This is a genomic window from Hyphomonas sp. CY54-11-8 (assembly GCF_000682735.1).
Lineage (GTDB): Bacteria > Pseudomonadota > Alphaproteobacteria > Caulobacterales > Hyphomonadaceae > Hyphomonas.
This window is the reverse complement of the sequence record NZ_AWFD01000012.1, coordinates 24252-42378: the sequence shown is the minus strand read 5'-3', so window position 1 is coordinate 42378 and position 18127 is coordinate 24252. Positions and strand designations below refer to the sequence as shown.

At 62.9% G+C, this 18127-nt stretch carries 17 protein-coding genes; 7 read left to right on the top strand and 10 right to left on the bottom strand.

Annotation, left to right across the window (positions count from 1 at the left end; genetic code table 11):
• Nucleotides 1-69 precede the first annotated feature (69 nt).
• Nucleotides 70-558, top strand: a complete 489-nt coding sequence (locus HY17_RS19330; protein ID WP_051599854.1) for a DUF3291 domain-containing protein — start codon at nucleotides 70-72, stop codon at nucleotides 556-558.
• The gene (locus tag HY17_RS08665) at nucleotides 555-1058 is read left to right on the top strand and encodes a histidine phosphatase family protein (protein ID WP_051599853.1); all 504 of its coding nucleotides are present in this window, start codon (nucleotides 555-557) and stop codon (nucleotides 1056-1058) included. Before HY17_RS19330 ends, HY17_RS08665 begins: the two co-directional genes overlap by 4 nt.
• 99 nt (nucleotides 1059-1157) lie before the next feature.
• On the opposite strand, the gene HY17_RS08660 is transcribed toward HY17_RS08665, so the two are convergent.
• From HY17_RS08660 to HY17_RS08640, 5 genes are all read right to left on the bottom strand, one after another.
• On the bottom strand, nucleotides 1158-1511 hold the full coding sequence (locus HY17_RS08660) for a TfoX/Sxy family protein (protein ID WP_034765893.1): 354 nt from the start codon (nucleotides 1509-1511) through the stop codon (nucleotides 1158-1160).
• On the bottom strand, nucleotides 1511-1771 hold the full coding sequence (locus HY17_RS08655) for a DUF3253 domain-containing protein (RefSeq protein WP_034765891.1): 261 nt from the start codon (nucleotides 1769-1771) through the stop codon (nucleotides 1511-1513). Before HY17_RS08655 ends, HY17_RS08660 begins: the two co-directional genes overlap by 1 nt.
• The gene (locus tag HY17_RS08650; protein ID WP_034765888.1) at nucleotides 1768-2226 is read right to left on the bottom strand and encodes an NUDIX hydrolase; all 459 of its coding nucleotides are present in this window, start codon (nucleotides 2224-2226) and stop codon (nucleotides 1768-1770) included. Before HY17_RS08650 ends, HY17_RS08655 begins: the two co-directional genes overlap by 4 nt.
• Before the next feature lie 3 nt (nucleotides 2227-2229).
• Nucleotides 2230-3465 carry a serine hydrolase gene (locus HY17_RS08645; RefSeq protein WP_034765886.1) on the bottom strand — a complete coding sequence of 412 codons (1236 nt, stop codon included), beginning with the start codon at nucleotides 3463-3465 and terminating at the stop codon, nucleotides 2230-2232.
• A gap of 94 nt (nucleotides 3466-3559) precedes the next feature.
• Nucleotides 3560-4720 (bottom strand): acyl-CoA dehydrogenase family protein, encoded by a 1161-nt coding sequence (locus HY17_RS08640; protein ID WP_034765884.1) that lies wholly within the window; start codon nucleotides 4718-4720, stop codon nucleotides 3560-3562.
• A gap of 102 nt (nucleotides 4721-4822) precedes the next feature.
• Between HY17_RS08640 and HY17_RS08635 the strand changes: the two genes are divergently transcribed.
• On the top strand, nucleotides 4823-5269 hold the full coding sequence (locus HY17_RS08635) for a PaaI family thioesterase (protein ID WP_034765883.1): 447 nt from the start codon (nucleotides 4823-4825) through the stop codon (nucleotides 5267-5269).
• The gene (locus tag HY17_RS08630; RefSeq protein ID WP_034765882.1) at nucleotides 5266-6054 is read left to right on the top strand and encodes an SDR family NAD(P)-dependent oxidoreductase; all 789 of its coding nucleotides are present in this window, start codon (nucleotides 5266-5268) and stop codon (nucleotides 6052-6054) included. Before HY17_RS08635 ends, HY17_RS08630 begins: the two co-directional genes overlap by 4 nt.
• A gap of 12 nt (nucleotides 6055-6066) precedes the next feature.
• Here HY17_RS08630 and HY17_RS08625 read toward each other — a convergent pair whose 3' ends face one another.
• Nucleotides 6067-8742 carry a M1 family metallopeptidase gene (locus HY17_RS08625; RefSeq protein ID WP_051599851.1) on the bottom strand — a complete coding sequence of 892 codons (2676 nt, stop codon included), beginning with the start codon at nucleotides 8740-8742 and terminating at the stop codon, nucleotides 6067-6069.
• A 52-nt stretch (nucleotides 8743-8794) separates the two neighbouring features.
• On the opposite strand from HY17_RS08625, the gene HY17_RS08620 reads away from it, so the two are divergent.
• Nucleotides 8795-9793, top strand: a complete 999-nt coding sequence (locus HY17_RS08620; protein ID WP_034765881.1) for an MsnO8 family LLM class oxidoreductase — start codon at nucleotides 8795-8797, stop codon at nucleotides 9791-9793.
• On the opposite strand, the gene HY17_RS08615 is transcribed toward HY17_RS08620, so the two are convergent.
• From HY17_RS08615 to HY17_RS08600, 4 genes are all read right to left on the bottom strand, one after another.
• A complete protein-coding gene (locus HY17_RS08615; RefSeq protein WP_034765880.1) occupies nucleotides 9790-10404 on the bottom strand; it encodes a glutathione S-transferase family protein in 615 nt (204 codons plus the stop codon). The genes HY17_RS08620 and HY17_RS08615 overlap by 4 nt on opposite strands.
• A 22-nt stretch (nucleotides 10405-10426) precedes the next feature.
• Complete coding sequence (locus HY17_RS08610) at nucleotides 10427-12514, bottom strand: TonB-dependent receptor (protein ID WP_081813055.1); 2088 nt, start codon at nucleotides 12512-12514, stop codon at nucleotides 10427-10429.
• 109 nt (nucleotides 12515-12623) lie between these two features.
• Nucleotides 12624-13373, bottom strand: a complete 750-nt coding sequence (locus HY17_RS08605) for a sulfite exporter TauE/SafE family protein (RefSeq protein WP_034765875.1) — start codon at nucleotides 13371-13373, stop codon at nucleotides 12624-12626.
• A gap of 95 nt (nucleotides 13374-13468) precedes the next feature.
• Entirely contained in the window at nucleotides 13469-14767 is a 1299-nt protein-coding gene (locus HY17_RS08600; RefSeq protein WP_233348719.1) for a NupC/NupG family nucleoside CNT transporter, read from the bottom strand.
• A gap of 262 nt (nucleotides 14768-15029) precedes the next feature.
• Between HY17_RS08600 and HY17_RS08595 the strand changes: the two genes are divergently transcribed.
• Both HY17_RS08595 and HY17_RS08590 read left to right on the top strand, forming a co-directional pair.
• Complete coding sequence (locus tag HY17_RS08595) at nucleotides 15030-16580, top strand: S10 family peptidase (protein ID WP_034765872.1); 1551 nt, start codon at nucleotides 15030-15032, stop codon at nucleotides 16578-16580.
• Between the two features lie 30 nt (nucleotides 16581-16610).
• Nucleotides 16611-18113, top strand: a complete 1503-nt coding sequence (locus HY17_RS08590; protein ID WP_051599850.1) for a serine hydrolase domain-containing protein — start codon at nucleotides 16611-16613, stop codon at nucleotides 18111-18113.
• Nucleotides 18114-18127 lie beyond the last annotated feature (14 nt).

Here is an 18127-nt window from a genome sequence, read left to right as displayed (position 1 = left end):
GTTGCTGCCTGACCTTTAAGAATAGGGTAATTCCTTCTGGGTATCTCCTGTTCTTTCAGGAGGCTGGGGATGGATTATCGCCTTATTCATTTTAACTGTGCGCGCCCACTTGGGGCGTTCAGTCTTGAAAATGAATTTATTCGAGTTTTCGTCAGCATCATGCCGCGCGTTTTTGCGGATGCTGTTGCGTTTGAAGGCCTGCATTTCCACCGTCACGGCGTGCGCCGCCCCGATGGTGTGTGGATGCCTTTGGACGGTATTTTTCCATATCCGGAAGGCATGGGGGCGCCGGATGTGTCAACGATGGGGGGCTGGGCTTCTCTTGAGCGCCTCAGGGAATTTTCCTATTCCGGAAAGACCCACCCGCCGAGCATGCGGCGCTTGGCAGCGGAAATCGACCGTTCCGCGGGCCCGAGTTTCGTGATGTGGTGGTCACCGAAGGAAGAGAAAGTGACCCTGGAGGACGGATGGCAGAAACTGCAGCACCTGAGAGAACACGGTTCCACACCGGAAGCCTTCTCCCTGGACGATCCGATGGATCGCCCCGTCGCAGCATGAGCCTGACCCGCCGCGGCACCCTCGCCGCGCTGTCATTCCTGGCCCTCGGCGCCTGCGCCAGCGCGCCTGCCGTTCCAGACACGACAATCTATCTTGTCCGTCACGCGGAGAAGCAGACCGGCCCGGATCCGGACCTGACCGTCGTGGGCCGTGCCCGCGCCGACATCCTGTCGCGGGAACTGCAGGATGCAGGCCTGAGAGCGATCTGGTCGACCGACACGACCCGGACGATCGAGACGGCAAAGCCGACGTCGAGGCGCACCGGTCTGCCCATCCAAATCTATGACGCCGGCCGGCAGGCAGCCTTCGCGAGCCAGCTGAAGGCCACCCCCGGCGCCATTCTGGTTGTCGGCCATTCCAATACGATTCCGGACCTTGTGGACCTGCTGGGCGGCAAAGCCGGCGCCCCGATTGTGGAGGCCACAGAGTATGACCGGCTCTACGTCGTGACGGTGACCAAAGGCCGTGTGAAGAGCGAGCTGCGCCGCTACGGAGGATAGCTCTCACTACCTTAAAGGGAACTCCGGTGTTGGCTAAGCCGACCTTCAGACCATGAATTATCCAATGAATAGACCATGTATAGCGGCGTCTGACGGGCCCTATTTGCGCTTTTTCGCTTTTGCGGCCAGCGCGACGGCGAAGGCCCTCCGGCCCCATTCGCTGGCGAGGTCTGCCTCGTCCATCGCATCCGGCGGCAGGCTGACATAGCCCATGTCGGTCTGCTTGCCGTCGCTCGGTCGGGTCCAGATGAAGGGCTCGCAGTCTTCGGCTTCCAGCTCCGTACGCAGGCCCGCGTCGGTTTTCAAATAAATCACGTCATCCGCCAGCAACGCGAACATCAGCCCGTCCTTGAAGACGCCGGCGCCGCCGAACATGCGCCGGACGCTGACCGGCCCCATCGGCGCGAACAGTTCCATGACGAATTCATGGAACGGATCCGGCGGCTTGGCCATCAGCTCGCCGCCGGACGTCCGAGCCGGTAGACGCCCTTGAAGGCGTTCGGATCTTCCACCGGCTTGCCTTTCCGGTAGATCAGGACGGTGCCTTCCTTGTGCAGGCGGATCGCCTCGGCGCGCACATCCTTGAGGACGCGCTGGAAGTTCTTTTCGCTGACAGCCCGGGCCGCCTGCTCCGCACTGATCGACTTGCCGGGACCGGCCGCCTCCGTCAGGTCCAGGATCGCCTCGCGGACGGGGTTTACGTGTTCGCTCATGTGTGTGGCGCTTCTTTCAAATAATCGACAAGGTCAGCGAAGTTCTCTGGAAACACAGGTTCCTGCAAGGCCCGGATGTCATCGGGGGACAGCCAGGCGACCTTTTGGATCATTTCCTGCTCGACCGGTTCCCAGCCGGACCTGTTCACAGCGCCAGATTCCACGCGCAGGCAGAAATAGCGCTCATCCGCCTCCACACTGTTCCCCGAGGGTCCGGTGAAGACAGTGTAGCGGCGGTGCACTTCCGCCGAGAGCGTGCCGCGAAATCCGGTCTCTTCATGTAGTTCCCGGTAGGCTGCTTCCTCGAATGTCTCGCCTTCATCTACCGCACCGCCGGGGGTCGCCCAGAAGGTACGGTCGGGAAAGCGGAACCGGAACAGGAGCGCCCGTCCCAATCCATCCAGAATGACGAGGCGTGCGCTGGGCCTTCGTCGCGGAGCAGCCTCATCCGGCACTGTTTACCAATCGACAGCCGCATAGGCGAGTTGCTGGAACTGTGGCCGCATCGGATAGGTCGAGGACGGCATCAGCTGGGTCATCTGGATACCGATGATTTCCTCTTCCGGATCGACCCAGAAGAAGGTGGAGGCGAGGCCGCCCCAGCTGAACGTACCTTCGCTGCCCGGCTGCTGTGTGTCCACAACGTCGGTGACGACCGAGCCGCCGAGGCCGAAGCCCGTGCCGCCTGTGATCACTTCGCTGAACAGGGAGCGACCCATGTCGCGGATCGTCTGCCCGCCGGGCAGATGGTTCTGGCGCATGAACTCCCAGGTCTTGGGGCTGATGATGCGGGCCCCATCCAGCGTGCCGCCGCGTAGCAGCATGAGGCAGAAGCGGTGATAATCGCGCACCGTCGAGACAAGCCCGCCGCCGCCGTTCAGCAGTTTCGGCCGCTTCGAATAGAGCTTCGACGACGCGCCGGCGCCGTCCGACTGTTTAACTTCGCCGGTGATTGCGTTTTTCTCATAGCAGGCCATGAGACGGTCGATCTTGTCTTCGGGCACCCAGAAGTCCGTATCGACCATGCCGAGCGGCCCGGTGATCCGCTCCCGGAAGAACTGGTCCAGCTCCATGCCGGAGGCGATTTCGACAATCGCGCCCAGCACGTCGGTCGAATGGCTGTACCACCACTCATCACCCGGCGAGCATTCCAGCGGCAGTTTGGCGAGGCGTTTCGCCATCTCCTGCAGTGTCTCGTCCGGGCGGCCGATCTTTTCCTTGCGGTAGAGGGCATCGACTTCCGACTGCATCATGAAGCCATAGGTGAGGCCGGACGTGTGTGTGAAGAGATCCAGCACTTTCATCGGCCGGTCGGGCTTGCGCGTCTTGTAGTCTTCGCGGCTGCCGCTGTCGAAAACCTCGACATCGGCAAATTCCGGGATGTAGCGGGCGACGTCATGGTCCAGGCGCAGCTTGCCTTCCTCGAACAGCATCATCGCGGCCAGCGACGTGATCGGCTTCGTCATCGAATAGATGCGGAAAATCGTCTCCGGCCCGATGGGCTTGCCGCCGCCGAGTTCGGTCGTCCCGCGATAGTCTTCCAGCGCGATCTCGCCATTGCGCGAAATCAGCGTCGCCATGCAAGGCAACTTGCCGGTGTCGAGATAGTTCTTCTCGAAGAAGGCCGGAACCGCCGCGAGGCGTTCCGCATTGAGGCCAACTTCATGCGGGTCGGTTGGGTCGTGTTCGAACATCTGCGTGCGTTTCCTGTTTCCCGGTTATTCTCATTATGGCCCCAGCGGGGAGAAGCGCAAACCGCCGGTCTCCCCGCCGAGGAAAAGATCACGCCTAGAGCTTACCGGTCTTGGCGGCGCGGGCCAGTTCACGGGCGATGATGATCTGCTGGATCTGGCTGGTGCCTTCATAGAGGCGGAAGATGCGGACGTCGCGATAGAAGCGCTCGATGCCATAGTCGGCAACATAACCGGCGCCGCCGAATACCTGCACCGCGCGATCGGCGACGCGGCCACACGCCTCGGTGGCGAACAGTTTCGTCGACGAGGCGAGCAGGGTCACGTCCTCGCCTGCATCGCGGCGGCGGGCGGCGTCCATGATCATGCACTCGGCCGCGTAGGTCTCGGCCTGGCTGTCGGCGATCATCGCCTGGATCATCTGGTGTTCCATGATCGGCTTGCCAAACTGTTTGCGCTCCATGGCGTAGTTTACCATTTCGCGGATCAGGCGCTTGGAGACACCGGTCGCCACGGCGGAAATGTGCAGGCGGCCCTTGTCGAGCACGCTCATCGCCACCTTGAAGCCTTCGCCTTCCTTGCCGATCATGTTGGACGCTGGTACGCGGGCATCCTCGAAGATCACGTCGCAGATATGGGCGCCCTGCTGGCCCATCTTCTTCTCCGGCACGCCGACCGAGACGCCGGGCGTGTCACGCTCGACCACGAAGGCCGAGACGCCCTTGGCACCGGGCGTGTCCGGATCGGTGCGGGCCATGACGGTGAAGATGTCGGCCTTGTTGGCATTGGTGATGTAGCGCTTCGTGCCGTTGAAGACGTAATGGTCGCCATCGCGGATGGCTTTCGTCTTGAGGCCTGCGGCGTCGGAACCGGCTTCCGGCTCGGTCAGCGCGAAGGAGGCGATCAGGTCGCCCGAGGCGACGCCCGGCAGCCATTTCGTTTTCTGCTCCTCGGTGCCGAACAGGACGAGGGCCTGAGAGCCGATGCCGATGTTCGTGCCTGCGACAGAGCGGAAGGCCGGGGACGTCTGGCCAAGCTCGAACGCGACCAGGCATTCAGTTTCCATGTCCAGCTGCAGGCCGCCATATTCTTCCGGCACGGCGATGCCGAACAGGCCGAGATTCTTCATCTCGTCGACGATGGACTGCGGCACCTCGTCATTCTCTGCGACTTCGGCTTCGGCGGGCACGCATTTCTCGTTCACGAAGCGGCGCACCTGTTCGATGAGGGCGTCCCGGATCTCGGCGTCGAAGGCCATGGTCTGCTTCCTTTTCAATTCATTCTGACTTTTCGCCCGCGCAATCTATTCCCCAACGGCACGCTTGTCGAAGGGTAACCGTGCGGTATCGTGCCGCCCGTAATGCAGGGAGGCAATGTGAGCACGACAATCGAGGAATCGGGAGAATTCGCGGGCTGGACAACCTGGAAGGAGGAGCCGTTCGAGTATGAGACGGCCGGGCCTTTCTATTTCAGGGTCGACGAAAAGGGGCCGGTCGCCGCGTTCCGCGTGCAGCGCAAGCACATGAATGCCGGCGGCGTCGTCCATGGCGGCTGCCTGATGAGCTTTGCGGATTTCTCTCTGTTTGCCCTCGGCCATGAGGCGATGGAAGGCTCCTACGGCGTCACGGTCGCTTTCACGTCGGAATTCATCGACGGCGCGGTCGAAGGCGAGCGCCTGGAAGCGCGCGGCGACGTGCTGCGCAAGGGCGGCTCGCTGAGCTTCGTCCGGGGAATCATAAGCGGAGAAAACGGACGTCCTGTCCTCAACTTCTCCGGAACAATCAAGAAAAGAAGGAAACAGCCATGAGCCAGCCGCCCTATGAAGCGCTTTCGCGCTCGATCAAAGGCAAGACCGCCCTCATCACCGGCGCCGCCAGCGGCATGGGCCGGGCTACCGCCCACCTCTTCGCCCGCGAAGGCGCAAACGTCGCCGTCACGGACCTGAAGCAGGACGCCGTCGATGCCGTGGTCGAAGAGATCAAGGCCGCGGGGGTCGACCATGTCAAAGGCTGGGCGATGGATGTTGGCGATGCCGACATGATCAAGCGTGTGATCGACGAAACGGCGGCCCATTTCGGTGGGCTGGAAATCCTGGTCAACAATGCCGGCTTCGCCATTCCTGCCAACATCGCCGAGGAAAGCTATGAGGACAGCTGGGGGCCCAGCATTAATGTCATGCTGACCTCGCACCAGCGGGCGATCCGCGCGGCGCTGCCCTATATGCGCAAGGCCGGTTATGGCCGCATCGTGAATGTGGCGTCTACGGAAGGCCTCGGCGCCACGCCGGGCAACAGCCCCTACGTTGCCGCAAAGCATGGCGTCATCGGCCTGACCCGCGGCCTCGCCGTGGACCTTGGCCGGGAAGGCATCACGGTGAACTGCATCTGTCCCGGACCGATCCGCACCGGCATCACTGCCGGCATTCCGGACGAGCACAAGGAAATCTACGCCAAGCGCCGCGTGCCGCTGCGCCGGTATGGCATTCCGGAAGAGGTGGCGAACATCACCCTGTCCTGCGTGCTGCCGGCCGCCAGCTTCATGACCGGCGTGTTCATCCCGGTCGATGGCGGCCTGACGATCAAGAACGCTTAGAGCGTACGCCTATCAAGGTGCAGCGGCGAAGGCGGCTTCAAGGTCTGCCTGCGTCGCGGCCTTCTGCGCGATGCAGAGACTGATCTGCTCCCGCGCCTGCGAGAGCGCGCGTTCGTGGCCTTCGGCGAGATCGCCATATTCCTCGAATAGGGCGTTCAGCGCGCCCAGTCCGTCAGTATCGCAGAAATAGGCGGCGAGCCCCGGCGTGCGGCGCTTCCACTGTGCCGGGATCGCTTTCAGGAAGGCCGGGAAATTGGCCTCGAGGAACGTCGACATCGCCTCACGCGTTTCCGGCGTCCGCATCTGCAGCAGTGCCATCGTGTAAGTTTCGCGCGGGCCAAGCTCCGCCGAGGCGATCAGGCCGCGCGTGCGGGCCGCCTGATCCGGATCCGTCACATTGCCGAGGGCGATCGCAACCGACTGGCCAAAGGCCGGATCGTCGATCTCGTCATAAGCCTGCAGCACACGGTCATATGCCGCCTGCCCGCCTTCATCCAGCAGGACAAGAAGCCCGGACGCATAGAGATCGCTGGACAGGTTCACGTCCGCTTCCGGATCATTCAGCCACTTGTCCATTTCGGAGGCGAGTTCCGTCCGCGCCGCTTCCTGCTTCAGGATTGTGGCGTCGAACTCGATCAAGGCGGCTTCCAGTTCCGGATCTTCGTCACCTTCGGCGATGCGTGTGTGCAGGCGGGTAGACGCCAACTCCGCATCGGCCTGCAGGCCAGCCGCGTCTGCGCCCTCCAGCCGGTCCATCAGATCCGCATAAATGCTCAGTACAGCCGAGGCGACGGCCGCGTCGTCATGCTGCGCACCTGCCGACAGCAGGCTCCGAAACGTGGCCGCGCCCATTTCTCCGGCCGCAAAGTCCGCCTCCGCGCTGTCGATGGCAGTCAGTGCTTCGGTGGCTCTCAGCTCCGGCAGCGCAGCGATCAGCTTGTCCCATCCATCGCCGGCGAGATTGAACCGGTAATAGCCGGTGCCGTTGGCATTCGGGTGGTAGGTATCGGGACAGCTCGCGCCTTCCAGCGGCAGCACCTTGCGGTGGGATTTCATCAGTGTGCACGAACGGCCTCTGTCTTCGCCTTCGTGCCAGGCGACGCAGACGGGAATGATCCAGCTACGGTCCGGGTCCGCGTCGGATCCAAGCGGACGATACCGGCTCTGTTCCAGAACCACCTTCGCGCCAGCGCTCGTACACTGAAGTTCTGTCGCCAGCAGCGGGACACCATTCTGCGTCACGAAGGATTTCAGCGACCGGCCAATGTCCGGATTGCCGGTCGTGCGGCCGATGGCACGGAAGAACTGCTCGCTGTCGGCCGCCTTGTCGGCATATTGGGCGATATATTTGCCGAGCGCCGGGCGGAATTGTTCCGGTCCGAACCACGCATCCACCATGCCGAGGACGGCGAGGCCCTTGTTATAGGTGATGGCATCATAGGCGTTGCGGATATCGGCATTCTCCGTGATCGGCTGGGCCACGGCGCGTGCACTGGCCAGGCTGTCCAGCTGCATTGCCGAAATCGTATCCACAACGGCCTGAATGTCGTGCCCTCCATTCGGCTCGAGCGTGCCCAGCACTGCCGGTTCCGCCCAGCTGGCAATGCCTTCCTTCAACCAGAGATCATCCCACCAGGGCGGGGTCACGAGATCGCCGAACCACATGTGCGACAGCTCATGCGCATGCACGCCTTTCATCGACCGCAGGAACATCGCGCCCGACTTCTCATTGGCGAGAATGCGGCTTTCCCGGTAGGTGATCGCTGCGGCAAGCTCCGTCGCGCCGGACGGCCATTGCGGCGCGGCGATGATGTCCAGCTTCTCATAGGGATAGGGCTGTTCCAGCGCTTCCTCGAAGAACTCGATCATGGCCGGCGTGATGGAGAGGATCGCTTCGAGCTCATCACCCTTGCCCATGCGCGCGTAACCGCTGAGTGGCACCGGCCAGTCGCGCCAGGCATTGACCGGGATCGTGCCGGCAGAGACCTTCTCGAAATTGCCGACGGCGACCGACAGGAGATAGGTCGACAGCGGACGGGTGCGCAGGAAGGTCACGCGATCAAAGCCGGGCCTTGCCGGGACGCGAGAGGCGACCGGCGTGTTGCCGATGGCGAGCATGTCTTCCGGCACGGTCAGCGTGATGTCGAACGGCGCCTTGAAGCCCGGCTCGTCGAAGCTCGGCAGGAAGCGGCGGGCCTGGATGCTCTCCGACTTGGCCAGCGCATAGGCTTCGCCCTTTTCATCCACCCGGAACAGGCCGGCGAGGTTTGCATCGAACGCTGCCGTGTAGTCGATGGTCAGCGTGATGCCGCCCGCATGAACTCGGTTCGGAAAACCTACCCAGACGACGCCGGTCGGATCGACTTCTGTCCAGCTGGCCGGCCGGGTCTCGCCGCCCGCAGTGACCTGAACCGACGACACGTCGAGATCGGCCCCGTGCATCCAGATACCCGTAGCAGAGGTCATCAGGTTTACGTCGATCTGGACATGACCGGAAAAAGCGGCTTCGCGCGGATCGACCATCATCTCCACCCGGTAGGCCACCGGCTGGGCGACACCTGACAGCTGGCCGGCGGGCGCGGCGGCCTTCAACTCGTCCATCGGCACGGCCCGGACCTGTGGGCCGAACGAGGAGGCCTGCGCACAGGCCGTCAGGAGCAGGAGAAGGGACGCCGCTAAGATCCGCATGAATCGTTTCCTTGTCTTGTTTCGCCCCCCTGCATAGCGCATCACGGGGGCTATGAAACCAGCCCTGTCGATACTTGATCCCTCGCCCCTGTTCGAGGGCCAGACCGCGGCGGACGCTTTCGCGAACACGCTCGCGCTGGCCGGAGCGCTGGACGGGCGGGGCTGGCGGTCCCTGTGGGTGCAGGAGCATCACAATGCGCGCAGCTTTGCCGGCTCTGCACCGGAAGTGCTGATCGCGGCGCTGACCCAGCGCACCCAGCATTTGAAGCTCGGCTCGGGCGGGGTGATGCTGCCGAACTATTCGCCGCTGAAGGTCGCCGAACAGTTCTGCGCGCTGGAAGCATTGGCACCGGGACGGATCGAACTGGGCGTCGGCCGGGCGACCGGGGCCGACCCGCGCACGTCAGCTGCCCTGCTCGGCCCGGGCGCGCAGGCCTTCCCGACCATGCTGCGCATGCTGATGGACTGGATGCTGGATGCGAGCTGCGAGGTGCCCCTACCTGAGGGCCATCGGGCAACGGGCATTCATGTCGGCCCGCGGGGTCAGCGCCCGGACCTTTGGATGCTGTCCTCCTCGCCGGACTCCGCCGCCTTTGCCGGGGCGATGGGCCTGAAGCTCGCCTTTGCCGATTTCCTGGCACCGGGCGCGGCGGGCGCAGCCCTTGAGGCCTATCGGAAAACCTTCGAGCCGTCGCCCTTCGCGTCAGAGCCCTGCGCCGCCGTCGGCCTTGTGGCCCTCGCTGCAGAGACCGAGGCGGAAGCCCGCCGCTTGTCGAAACCCGCCATCGCCTGGAACCTCGCCCGCAGCGCGGGCGACTTCCGCGCCTTCGTTCCGTCCACGGAGGCCGATGCCGTGATCGCGACCGCGTCGCCGGAAGCGCTGGCGGCGGCGGAGGGACGCGGCGTGATCGGCGCGGCGGATGATGTGGCCGGGCGCCTCACTGCCTTTGCGGGCGAGCATGGCGCCGACGAGCTGTTCATCCTGACGCTGGCAGAGCGGAACGAAGACCGTATCCGCTCCTACCAGCTGATCGCGGAGTCGATGGCCTAGCCCGCGAAGCCGCGTGCTTTCATGGCTTCAAACCAGCGGCCGAGATTGGCGTGTTCCTTGTGCGGCGCCCATTTCATCACGCCGCAGAAACCGCAGCCGATGAAGAGGGTGATGTCCGCGATGGAGAAGCGGCCGGCGGCGAGGAACTCATTGTCGGCGAGATGCGCATCGAACCGCTCGGCCATCTTCTTCGCGGCCTTCTCGCCCTTGGCGGCGGCTTCGGCACTTTGCGGCACTTCCAGCGGCGCCATCATGGGATGGGCGTTACGGAACCAGGTGGCGAACTGCATGAAGAACATCAGTTCCACGCGCCGGTCCCACATCTCGATCAGCGCCTTTTCCTTCGGGTCTGTGCCCATCAGGTTCGGCTCCGGGAAGATACCTTCGAAATAGGTGCAGATCGCCCGGCTCTCGGTGATCTTGGTGCCGTCGTCCAGAACCAGCGCAGGGACTTGCGAGAAGGGCGAGACTTCGCGGTATTCCGCGGTCTTGTGCTCTTGCTGCATGATGGAGACTTCCTGGAGGTCCACCGCGTCCAGCTTGCCCTTGGCACGCAGGAAATAGACGACACGGTCCGGGTTCGGTGCCTTGGGGCTGTGATAGAGCTTCATGGGGTTCCTCCTGAATTCTTGCCTAGAATGTTCTGCTGATCCCCACAGTGGCATTTACGGGCTCTCCGGGGAAGTAGCGCGGATTGCCGAAGGAAACGTCCGCCCGGTCGGCATAGCGCTCGTCCGTCAAATTGCGGATGTTGATCCAGACCGTGTGCGTGTCCGTCCAGGCCCAGGCCGCACGGGCGCCAAGCAAGGTGTGCCCCGGATAGGTGTTCTGGTTGCCCGGGTCGGTGAAGTATTCGCCGACATGTTCTACATTCAGCGACAGGGCGAGGCGGTCGGTCGCCTGCCAGTCCAGCCGCGCATTGGCGAGCCATTCCGGCGCGGTGTCGATCTCGTTGCCATCGAGGATGCTGCTGGAGGCGGACGCGACGATCCGGTCGAATGTGTAGGTCTGGTCGGACCATGACACATTCCCTGACAGGGACAGCGTGTCGGTGATGTCGTAGGCGGCGGAGCCTTCGACGCCTTTATGCTCGGTCGAGCCGTCGGGCACGTTCAGGCCGTCGGAGTCGCGGAAGAAGAAATTCTCCTTGTCCATCCAGTAGGCGGCGACATCGAAGACGAGGCGTCCGTCCAGGGCGGCGCCGCGTGCGCCGATTTCCACGCTGTCCAGCGTTTCGGTGTCGATCTGGCCGACGACCTGCAGGCTTTGCAGCCGGTAGAGGTCTGACACCTGCGGGGCACGGGCGCCGCGGGCATAGTTGGCATAGAGATCGAACGTGTCGGAGACTGACCAGACAGCGCCTAGCTTCGGCGTCACGAACTCATAGGAATCCGACCGGTCGGCGGGCACGTTGAAGCGGCCATTGATGCCGGCGGGCACCTTGGTCGAATAGTCATAGTCATGGCTCTCGCCGCGCAGGCCCGCAAGGATGCGGAAATCCTCCGAAACCGTCCATTCCAGCTCGGTCCACAGCGCCGCAACGGTCGTGTCGACGTCATAGTCATAGTGGACGCCTTGCGGGAAGCGGGAGTCGCCGGGGAAGAAGCCGAACGGGTCCGGCTGGATTTCGCGCAGGTAACCGCTGGCCGCGTCGAGGTCTGTGCCGACGCGCCAGGTGAGCTGTTCGGAAAGCGGCTGTTCGTAACGCACCATGACGCCGCCGCCGGTATGGCCGTTCTTCTCCACGCCGCCATTCGGCAGGAAGTGCTGGGAGAAGATCATTGCCTGCGAGTGCGCGTAGGGCATCAGGATCAGAGTGCCGTCAAACAGGGGCCGTTCGAGCCGCGCGCCTACCCGGGCGGACCAGGCATTGCGGTACGCATCCGGATTGGGGTTCGTCTTTGCGATGTCCTCGTCCTTGTAGGCATCGGCGCCGACGATATAGCCGCCGGATTCCTGTTCGAGGTTCTGGCCGGACAGCCAGACGGTCGCGTCCCAGAGGCCCGGATTGAACTTGCCGACAACGGAGAGTTTCTGCTGGCTGACATCGGTATTGTCGCGCCAGCCTGTGTCTTTCTGGAGGGAGAGATTGAACAACCAGTGCTGCCCCTCGTCCAGCTTCATGTCTGTGCGCCAGCGACCGAGCGTGCCATAGGAGGCGCGGAACTCGCTGCCTTCGCCCGGTTCCGGCAGGATGACGTTGATCAATCCGTGTACCGCGTTGGAACCATATTTCGCGCTGCCCGGCCCGCGCACGACTTCGATCGCGTCGGCGATCTCGTGGTGCGGTTCGATCAGGGAGTTCACATTGCCGAAGGCAGGGGAGCGGGTGGGGACACCGTTCTCGAGGATCAGGAAGCTGCCCTGCCCGGCCCCACCGGTCAGCACCGGCGAGCGGATAGCGATCAAATGCTCCTGCCCGGAATTCATCTGCACGTTCACGCCGGGCAGCTGGTTCAGGATTTCAGCTGGGTGGTCGGCAGCGGTGGCAGCGATTTCGGAAGCATCAAGTGCCGCATAGCTTCCGGGGTCGTTGGCATTCCGATCCCCCCAGACTTCAATCGGCGAGAGAACTTCGCGCGTGGCAGTTTCCTCATCGGCCTGCGCCGGCAGCGCACACAACACCAGTGCGGCGCCTGTCGCGGACAAAAGCGCGGAACGAGTTATTACGGACGAACGCTTCGCGTTCCCGTGAGTTTTACGGTCTGTGTGACTCTGCATGAACGCTTCCTCCCAAGCGGAAGCCTTGTGTTTCGTACGTGCCGCAGCGGCACGCAAGGGGCAGCCGGTCACGCCTGTGTGTCAGGCACCTGTCAGGAAAGCCTGCCGGTCACAGTCCGGCAAGGCTGCGCCAGAGGTTCCAGGCGCTGATAAGGCAGATGGCAACGCCAACAACCATCGTGAACAGTTTCCGCGGGATACGCCGCGCGGCGAACACCGCCACCGGCGCGGCCAGCACGCCGCCGACCAACAGGCCCAGCGCCGCTTTACCGAATGTGGCGCCAAGCGCCAGCAGGAAAGCGCCGGAGACGGCCAGCGTCACAAAGAACTCCGCAAGGTTTACCGTACCCACCATCTTGCCGGGATCGCCGCCCCGGGCGATGAGGTTCGACGCGACGACCGGCCCCCAGCCACCGCCGCCGATCGCATCCGCCATACCACCGAACAGGCCAAGCAGGCGCACCCGGTGAAGGCGCGGTGCCTGTATGCGCGGCCGCAATCCCTTCCAGATAACGACCACGCCCATGCCGAAAAGGTAGGCCGCGATTACGGGGCGGAAGGTGTCTGTGTGAAGATGGCTGACGAGGAACGCCCCGGCGATGCCCCCGGCCGACCCGAACAGGGCGAGGCGCCAGAAGACGTGCCAGTCGACATTCTTCGCCGCGGAATGGGATATGCCGGACGCCGCCGTCGTGAACACTTCCGCGGCGTGGACATTGGCGCTGGCATAGGCGGGCGGCATGCCGAGCGCGATCATGAAAGTTGTGGAGATGACGCCATAGGCCATGCCGAGGGCGCCATCGATCAGCTGTGCGATAAATCCGATCAGGACAAACCACAGGAAGAGTTCGTCAATCAAGCAAGTTGCTCCGCCGGACCTCGCCGACGGCTGTTACTTACTACGTTGCAGGGCGACCTGAGAAGAGAGCGTTTCTAAACTCAGCCCCATACGGATCAACCGGCATGCCCGGCGAAGAGCTGGTAAGGCAACGCGCCGACGACGGCTGCCGACAGGCAGGTCGCGAAGGTGCCCGCCACCAGCGTGCGCCAGGACAGGGAGAGGAAGTCATCCCGGCGGCTCGGCTCGATGATCGAGAGGCCCCCGATCAGGATGCCCATGGAACCGAAGTTCGCAAAACCGCAAACCGCATGGGCGGTGATCATGCGGGTGCGCGGGTCCATCGCATCCGGCGGCACTTCGGCCAGCTGGAGGAAGGCGACGAATTCGGTCAGCACCGTCTTCACGCCCATAAGGGAGCCCGACTTCGCGGCCTCCTCCATCGGCACGCCAACCATGTACATCAGCGGGGCGAAGATCCAGCCGAGGACGCGCTCGATGGAGAGCGGTGCACCGGCGACATCCGGCAGGGCGCCAAGCCCGGCATTGACCAGCCAGAGCAGCGCCAGCGCCGCGATCAGCATGGTTGCGATATTGAACACGATCTGCAGGCCGTCTGTCGCGCCGCGCGAGAAGGCGTCCATGGTGGACGCGTAGTTGAAGTCCGGCTCCTTCATCCGCTCGGTCGCGGGTGTGGTTTCCGGGATCATGGTGAGCGCGACGGCGACGGCGGCAGGCGCGGCCATGATGGAGGCGGTCAGCAGCTGGGCCAACGGGTTCGCCATCTTGCCTTCCAGAAAGGAGCCGTAAACCACGAGAACGGAGCCCGCGATGGTGGCAAAACCGGCCGTCATCATGATCAGCAGTTCCGAGCGGGTCATGCCCTTGATGTAGGGCCGGATCAGAACCGGCGCCTCGGTCATGCCCATGAAGACATTGGCGGAGACAGCCAGCGACGTCGCGCCGCCAAGGCCCATGCCGCGCCGGAAGATAAAGGCGAAGCCATTGGTGATCCATTTCAGGATGCCCCAGTGCCAGAGCATGGCCGACAGGGCGGCCACGACGATCACGATGGGCAGGATCTGGAAGAAGAAGAGCGGCGGCGGCGTGCCATCCATCAGCTCGGCGCCGGCGACATTGTCCCCGACATAGCCGAACACGAAGCCCGTGCCCGCGCGGGTGGCGGCCTGAAGGCCGTCGACCACATCATTGGCGCGGAAAAGGATGGAGCGGATGAAGGGGATGCCAAACAGGATCAGCGCGAAAACGAACTGCATCACCGTGGCGCCGATCACGACTTTCCACGGGAAGAGCTTCCGTTTTTCAGACCAGGCCCAGCACAGGCCATAGATCATGGCGATGCCAAGCAACGCGCGGGCGTTGTCCCAGCCCCATTCGAAACCCATGATGTTCATCCCGGCCCAGTCTCCCTTCCCCAAAGATATCAGCCATATGGATTAAACGTGACATCGCCGCAGGGGAAGCTTTCATGTGCGCGCCGGATGCGATGCCAGGCAGGCGGCGAACCGGCAGGCAGGGCGCCCGCCAATCGCACACCCGGTTCAACCTTCATTTGACGTCCCGAAAAGCGATGGATAGGTTTTCGCCTTAGTATTCAGGCCTCTGGCGCCATCTCCTGGGAGACGGCCCGCCCGATGCCGAGGAGAAGTGACCCAAATGAAACTGCGCGCTCTTTTCATGGCTGCCCTGATGGCCATGACCGCCCCTGCCTTTGCCGAAACCGACAGCGCCGAAGCGGCAAAGGAAGCCGAAGCCAATACAACTTCCAGGCCCGTGCCCGAGCCGGTGATGTTCGTCACCCAGCATTCCGGCACGTTCGGCCGGCAGAAAATGTCCTACAAGGTCGAGGCGGGCGAGACGCAGATCAAGAATAAAGATGGCAAGCCCGCGGCGAGCCTGTTCACGGTCTCCTACGTTCAGGAGAAGGCCGGGTCCGACCGGCCGGTGACGTTCGTATTCAATGGCGGGCCGGGCTCTGCCTCGGTCTGGCTGCATCTTGGCCTGCTCGGCCCGAAGCGCGTTGTGGTGGCCAGCGACGCCGACGAGGATGATGGCGCCGCGCCTTATCGGATGGTAGACAATCCGCTCTCCATCCTGGACATGACGGATCTCGTCTTCATCGACCCGGTCGGCACCGGCTTCAGCCAGGCCATCGGCGAAGGCGAGAACAAGGATTACTGGAGCGAAGCGGGCGACAAGGAATCCATCGCGGAATTCATCCGCATCTGGATTACCAAGCACAAGCGCTGGAACGCCCCGAAATACCTGATCGGTGAAAGCTTCGGCACGACGCGCGCGGCTTATCTGGCCGATGAGCTGACGGTGGGCGACGTGGACATTGCCCTCAACGGCATCGTGCTGATCTCGCAGGCACTGGACTATGAGGGATCCACCTCCGTCCATGACAATGTCTATTCCTATGTCACCTACCTGCCCTCGATGGCCGCAGTGGCACAGTATCACGGCCGCGCCGGACAAGGCATTCCGCAAGCGGAGTTCCTGGCAGAGGCCCGCGCCTTCGCCCGCGACGAATACGGCCCCGCCCTCTGGAAAGGCGACCGGCTGAGCCCGGAGGAGCGCACCTATATCCGCGACAAGCTCGTCTTTTTTACAGGGCTCGACCCGCAATATATCGAGACCTCGAACCTTCGCATCCTGATGCATCGGTTCCAGAAAGAGCTGCTGCGGGATGAGGGGGTGGCACTTGGCCGGCTCGACGGGCGTTATCTGGGGGATGAGGCCGACGACATCGCCGAAGGCCCGGAAGATGACGTGTCGAGTTATGCGGTCAGCTCGGCCTATTCGGCCCTGATGAACCAGTATCTCGCCACCGACCTCGGCGTTGAGATGAACCGGCCCTATATGGTCTCCAGCCCGGAGGCCGGCGAGCAGTGGAATTTCCGCGATGTGCCGGAAGGCCAGTACTGGGAGCCGCACTATGTGAATGCGGGGCGCAAGCTGACCACGGCGATGCGCCACAATACCAGCCTGAACGTCATGGTCGCGAGCGGCTATTACGACCTGATCTGCCCCTTCTTCGACGCGGAGATCACCTTCGCCCGCTATGGCATCCCGCAGGACCGGGTCGAAATGACCTACTATCAGGGCGGCCACATGATGTACCTGAACGAGGGTGCGCTGGACGCTTTGGTGAAGGACATTCGCAGCTTCTATGCCGGGCAGCTGGAAGACCAGCGGCCGGACTGATCAGTTCAATCCTGATACCGGAGTAAGGTATTGCCAAATATCCTCAAAAGGCTCGTCGTTCTGGCGATCCCTGTGCTGGCATTCGTATTGCCGTGTCCGGCCTTTGCCGAAGACGACTCCCGTCTCGCGCAACGGATCGACGCCTTCCTGTCAGCTGCCGAGCCTCATCATTTCTCGGGCGCTGTCCTGGTCGCGAAGGGCGATGAGGTGCTTTTATCCAGAGGATATGGGTATGCTGACTATGAGGCGGGCGTGAAGGTTTCGCCGGAGACCGTGTTCAACATCGGCTCGGTCACCAAGCAGTTCACCGCGGCAGCCATTCTCAAACTTGTAGAACAGGACAAACTCCACCTCGGCGACACGCTTGGGGATCTGTTTGACGACACCCCCAAAGACAAGGCTGGGATCACGGTGCACCAGCTGCTGACCCACACAGGCGGCATCTCCCGTCAGGATCTTGGCTTTCGCTATGATGAAGCCAGCAAGGAAGACTTCCTGACGGCCTTCTTTGCCTCAACCCTCGCAACCGAACCTGGCACCCGTCATGAGTATGCCAATACCGGCTATACCCTTTTGGCGGCGATCGTGGAGCAAACGTCCGGCCAACCCTTTGAGGACTATCTTCAACAACACCTTCTGGAACCAGCTGGCTTGAGCCAGACCGGGTATCTGCAGCCGGACTGGCGCGCGGACCGGATCGCGAACGGATACTATTTCGACCTGGAGACCGCCACCTGGAAAAGCTGGGGAACCACTTTCCGGCAATGGGGCAACGGTCCGGTCACCTGGTTCGGCATTGGCAAGGGCGACCTGCACTCAACGACCGGCGATCTCTACAACTGGCACAAGGCCCTGCGTGACGGAACGGTGCTGAGCCGAGAAAGCGTCGCCCTGCTCCAGGCACCTCATGTTCCGGAGACTGAAGGCGGCACGACATTTTATGGCTATGGTTGGAGTATTCAGAGCACGAACGATGGCCGGCGCATTGTCACGCACAATGGGTCGAATGGCCTCTTCTTCGCAGATCTCATCCGGTTTGTGGACGAGGACCTGGTCGTCGTGTTCCTGACAAATGTGTCCCTGCCGGAAGCTGTCGACTCGATCGCCTGGCGCGTCGCCAGACTGGCCCGCGATGAGAGCTATGTGCCGCCGCCGATCGCTCCTTTGAGCTATGAACTCGTCTACCGATTCATGGACAGCCATACGGCATCAGAGGCCGGCATCTTGCTGTCCTTCATGGAAGCCGGGCTTGGCCGGCCTTTAGAAAACCCCGCCATCCTGAACCGCATCGGTTTCCAACGGCTCAGGGAAGATGATTGCGATTGGTCGACCGCCCTGCTGCGGCTGAATGCTGGCCAATTTCCCGACGATGGCAATCTCAGGGACAGTCTGGGGGAAGGCCTGCTGGCCTGTGGCCATGAGGCTGAGGCGGCAGATGCCTTCAGGCGGGCGCTCCAACTCGCCCCCGACGTGGATTGTCACTGGTGCCAAAACGCCAATGCGCGGCTCGAACAGATATCCGGAGCGAGGTGACGTCCCCTCCCCAC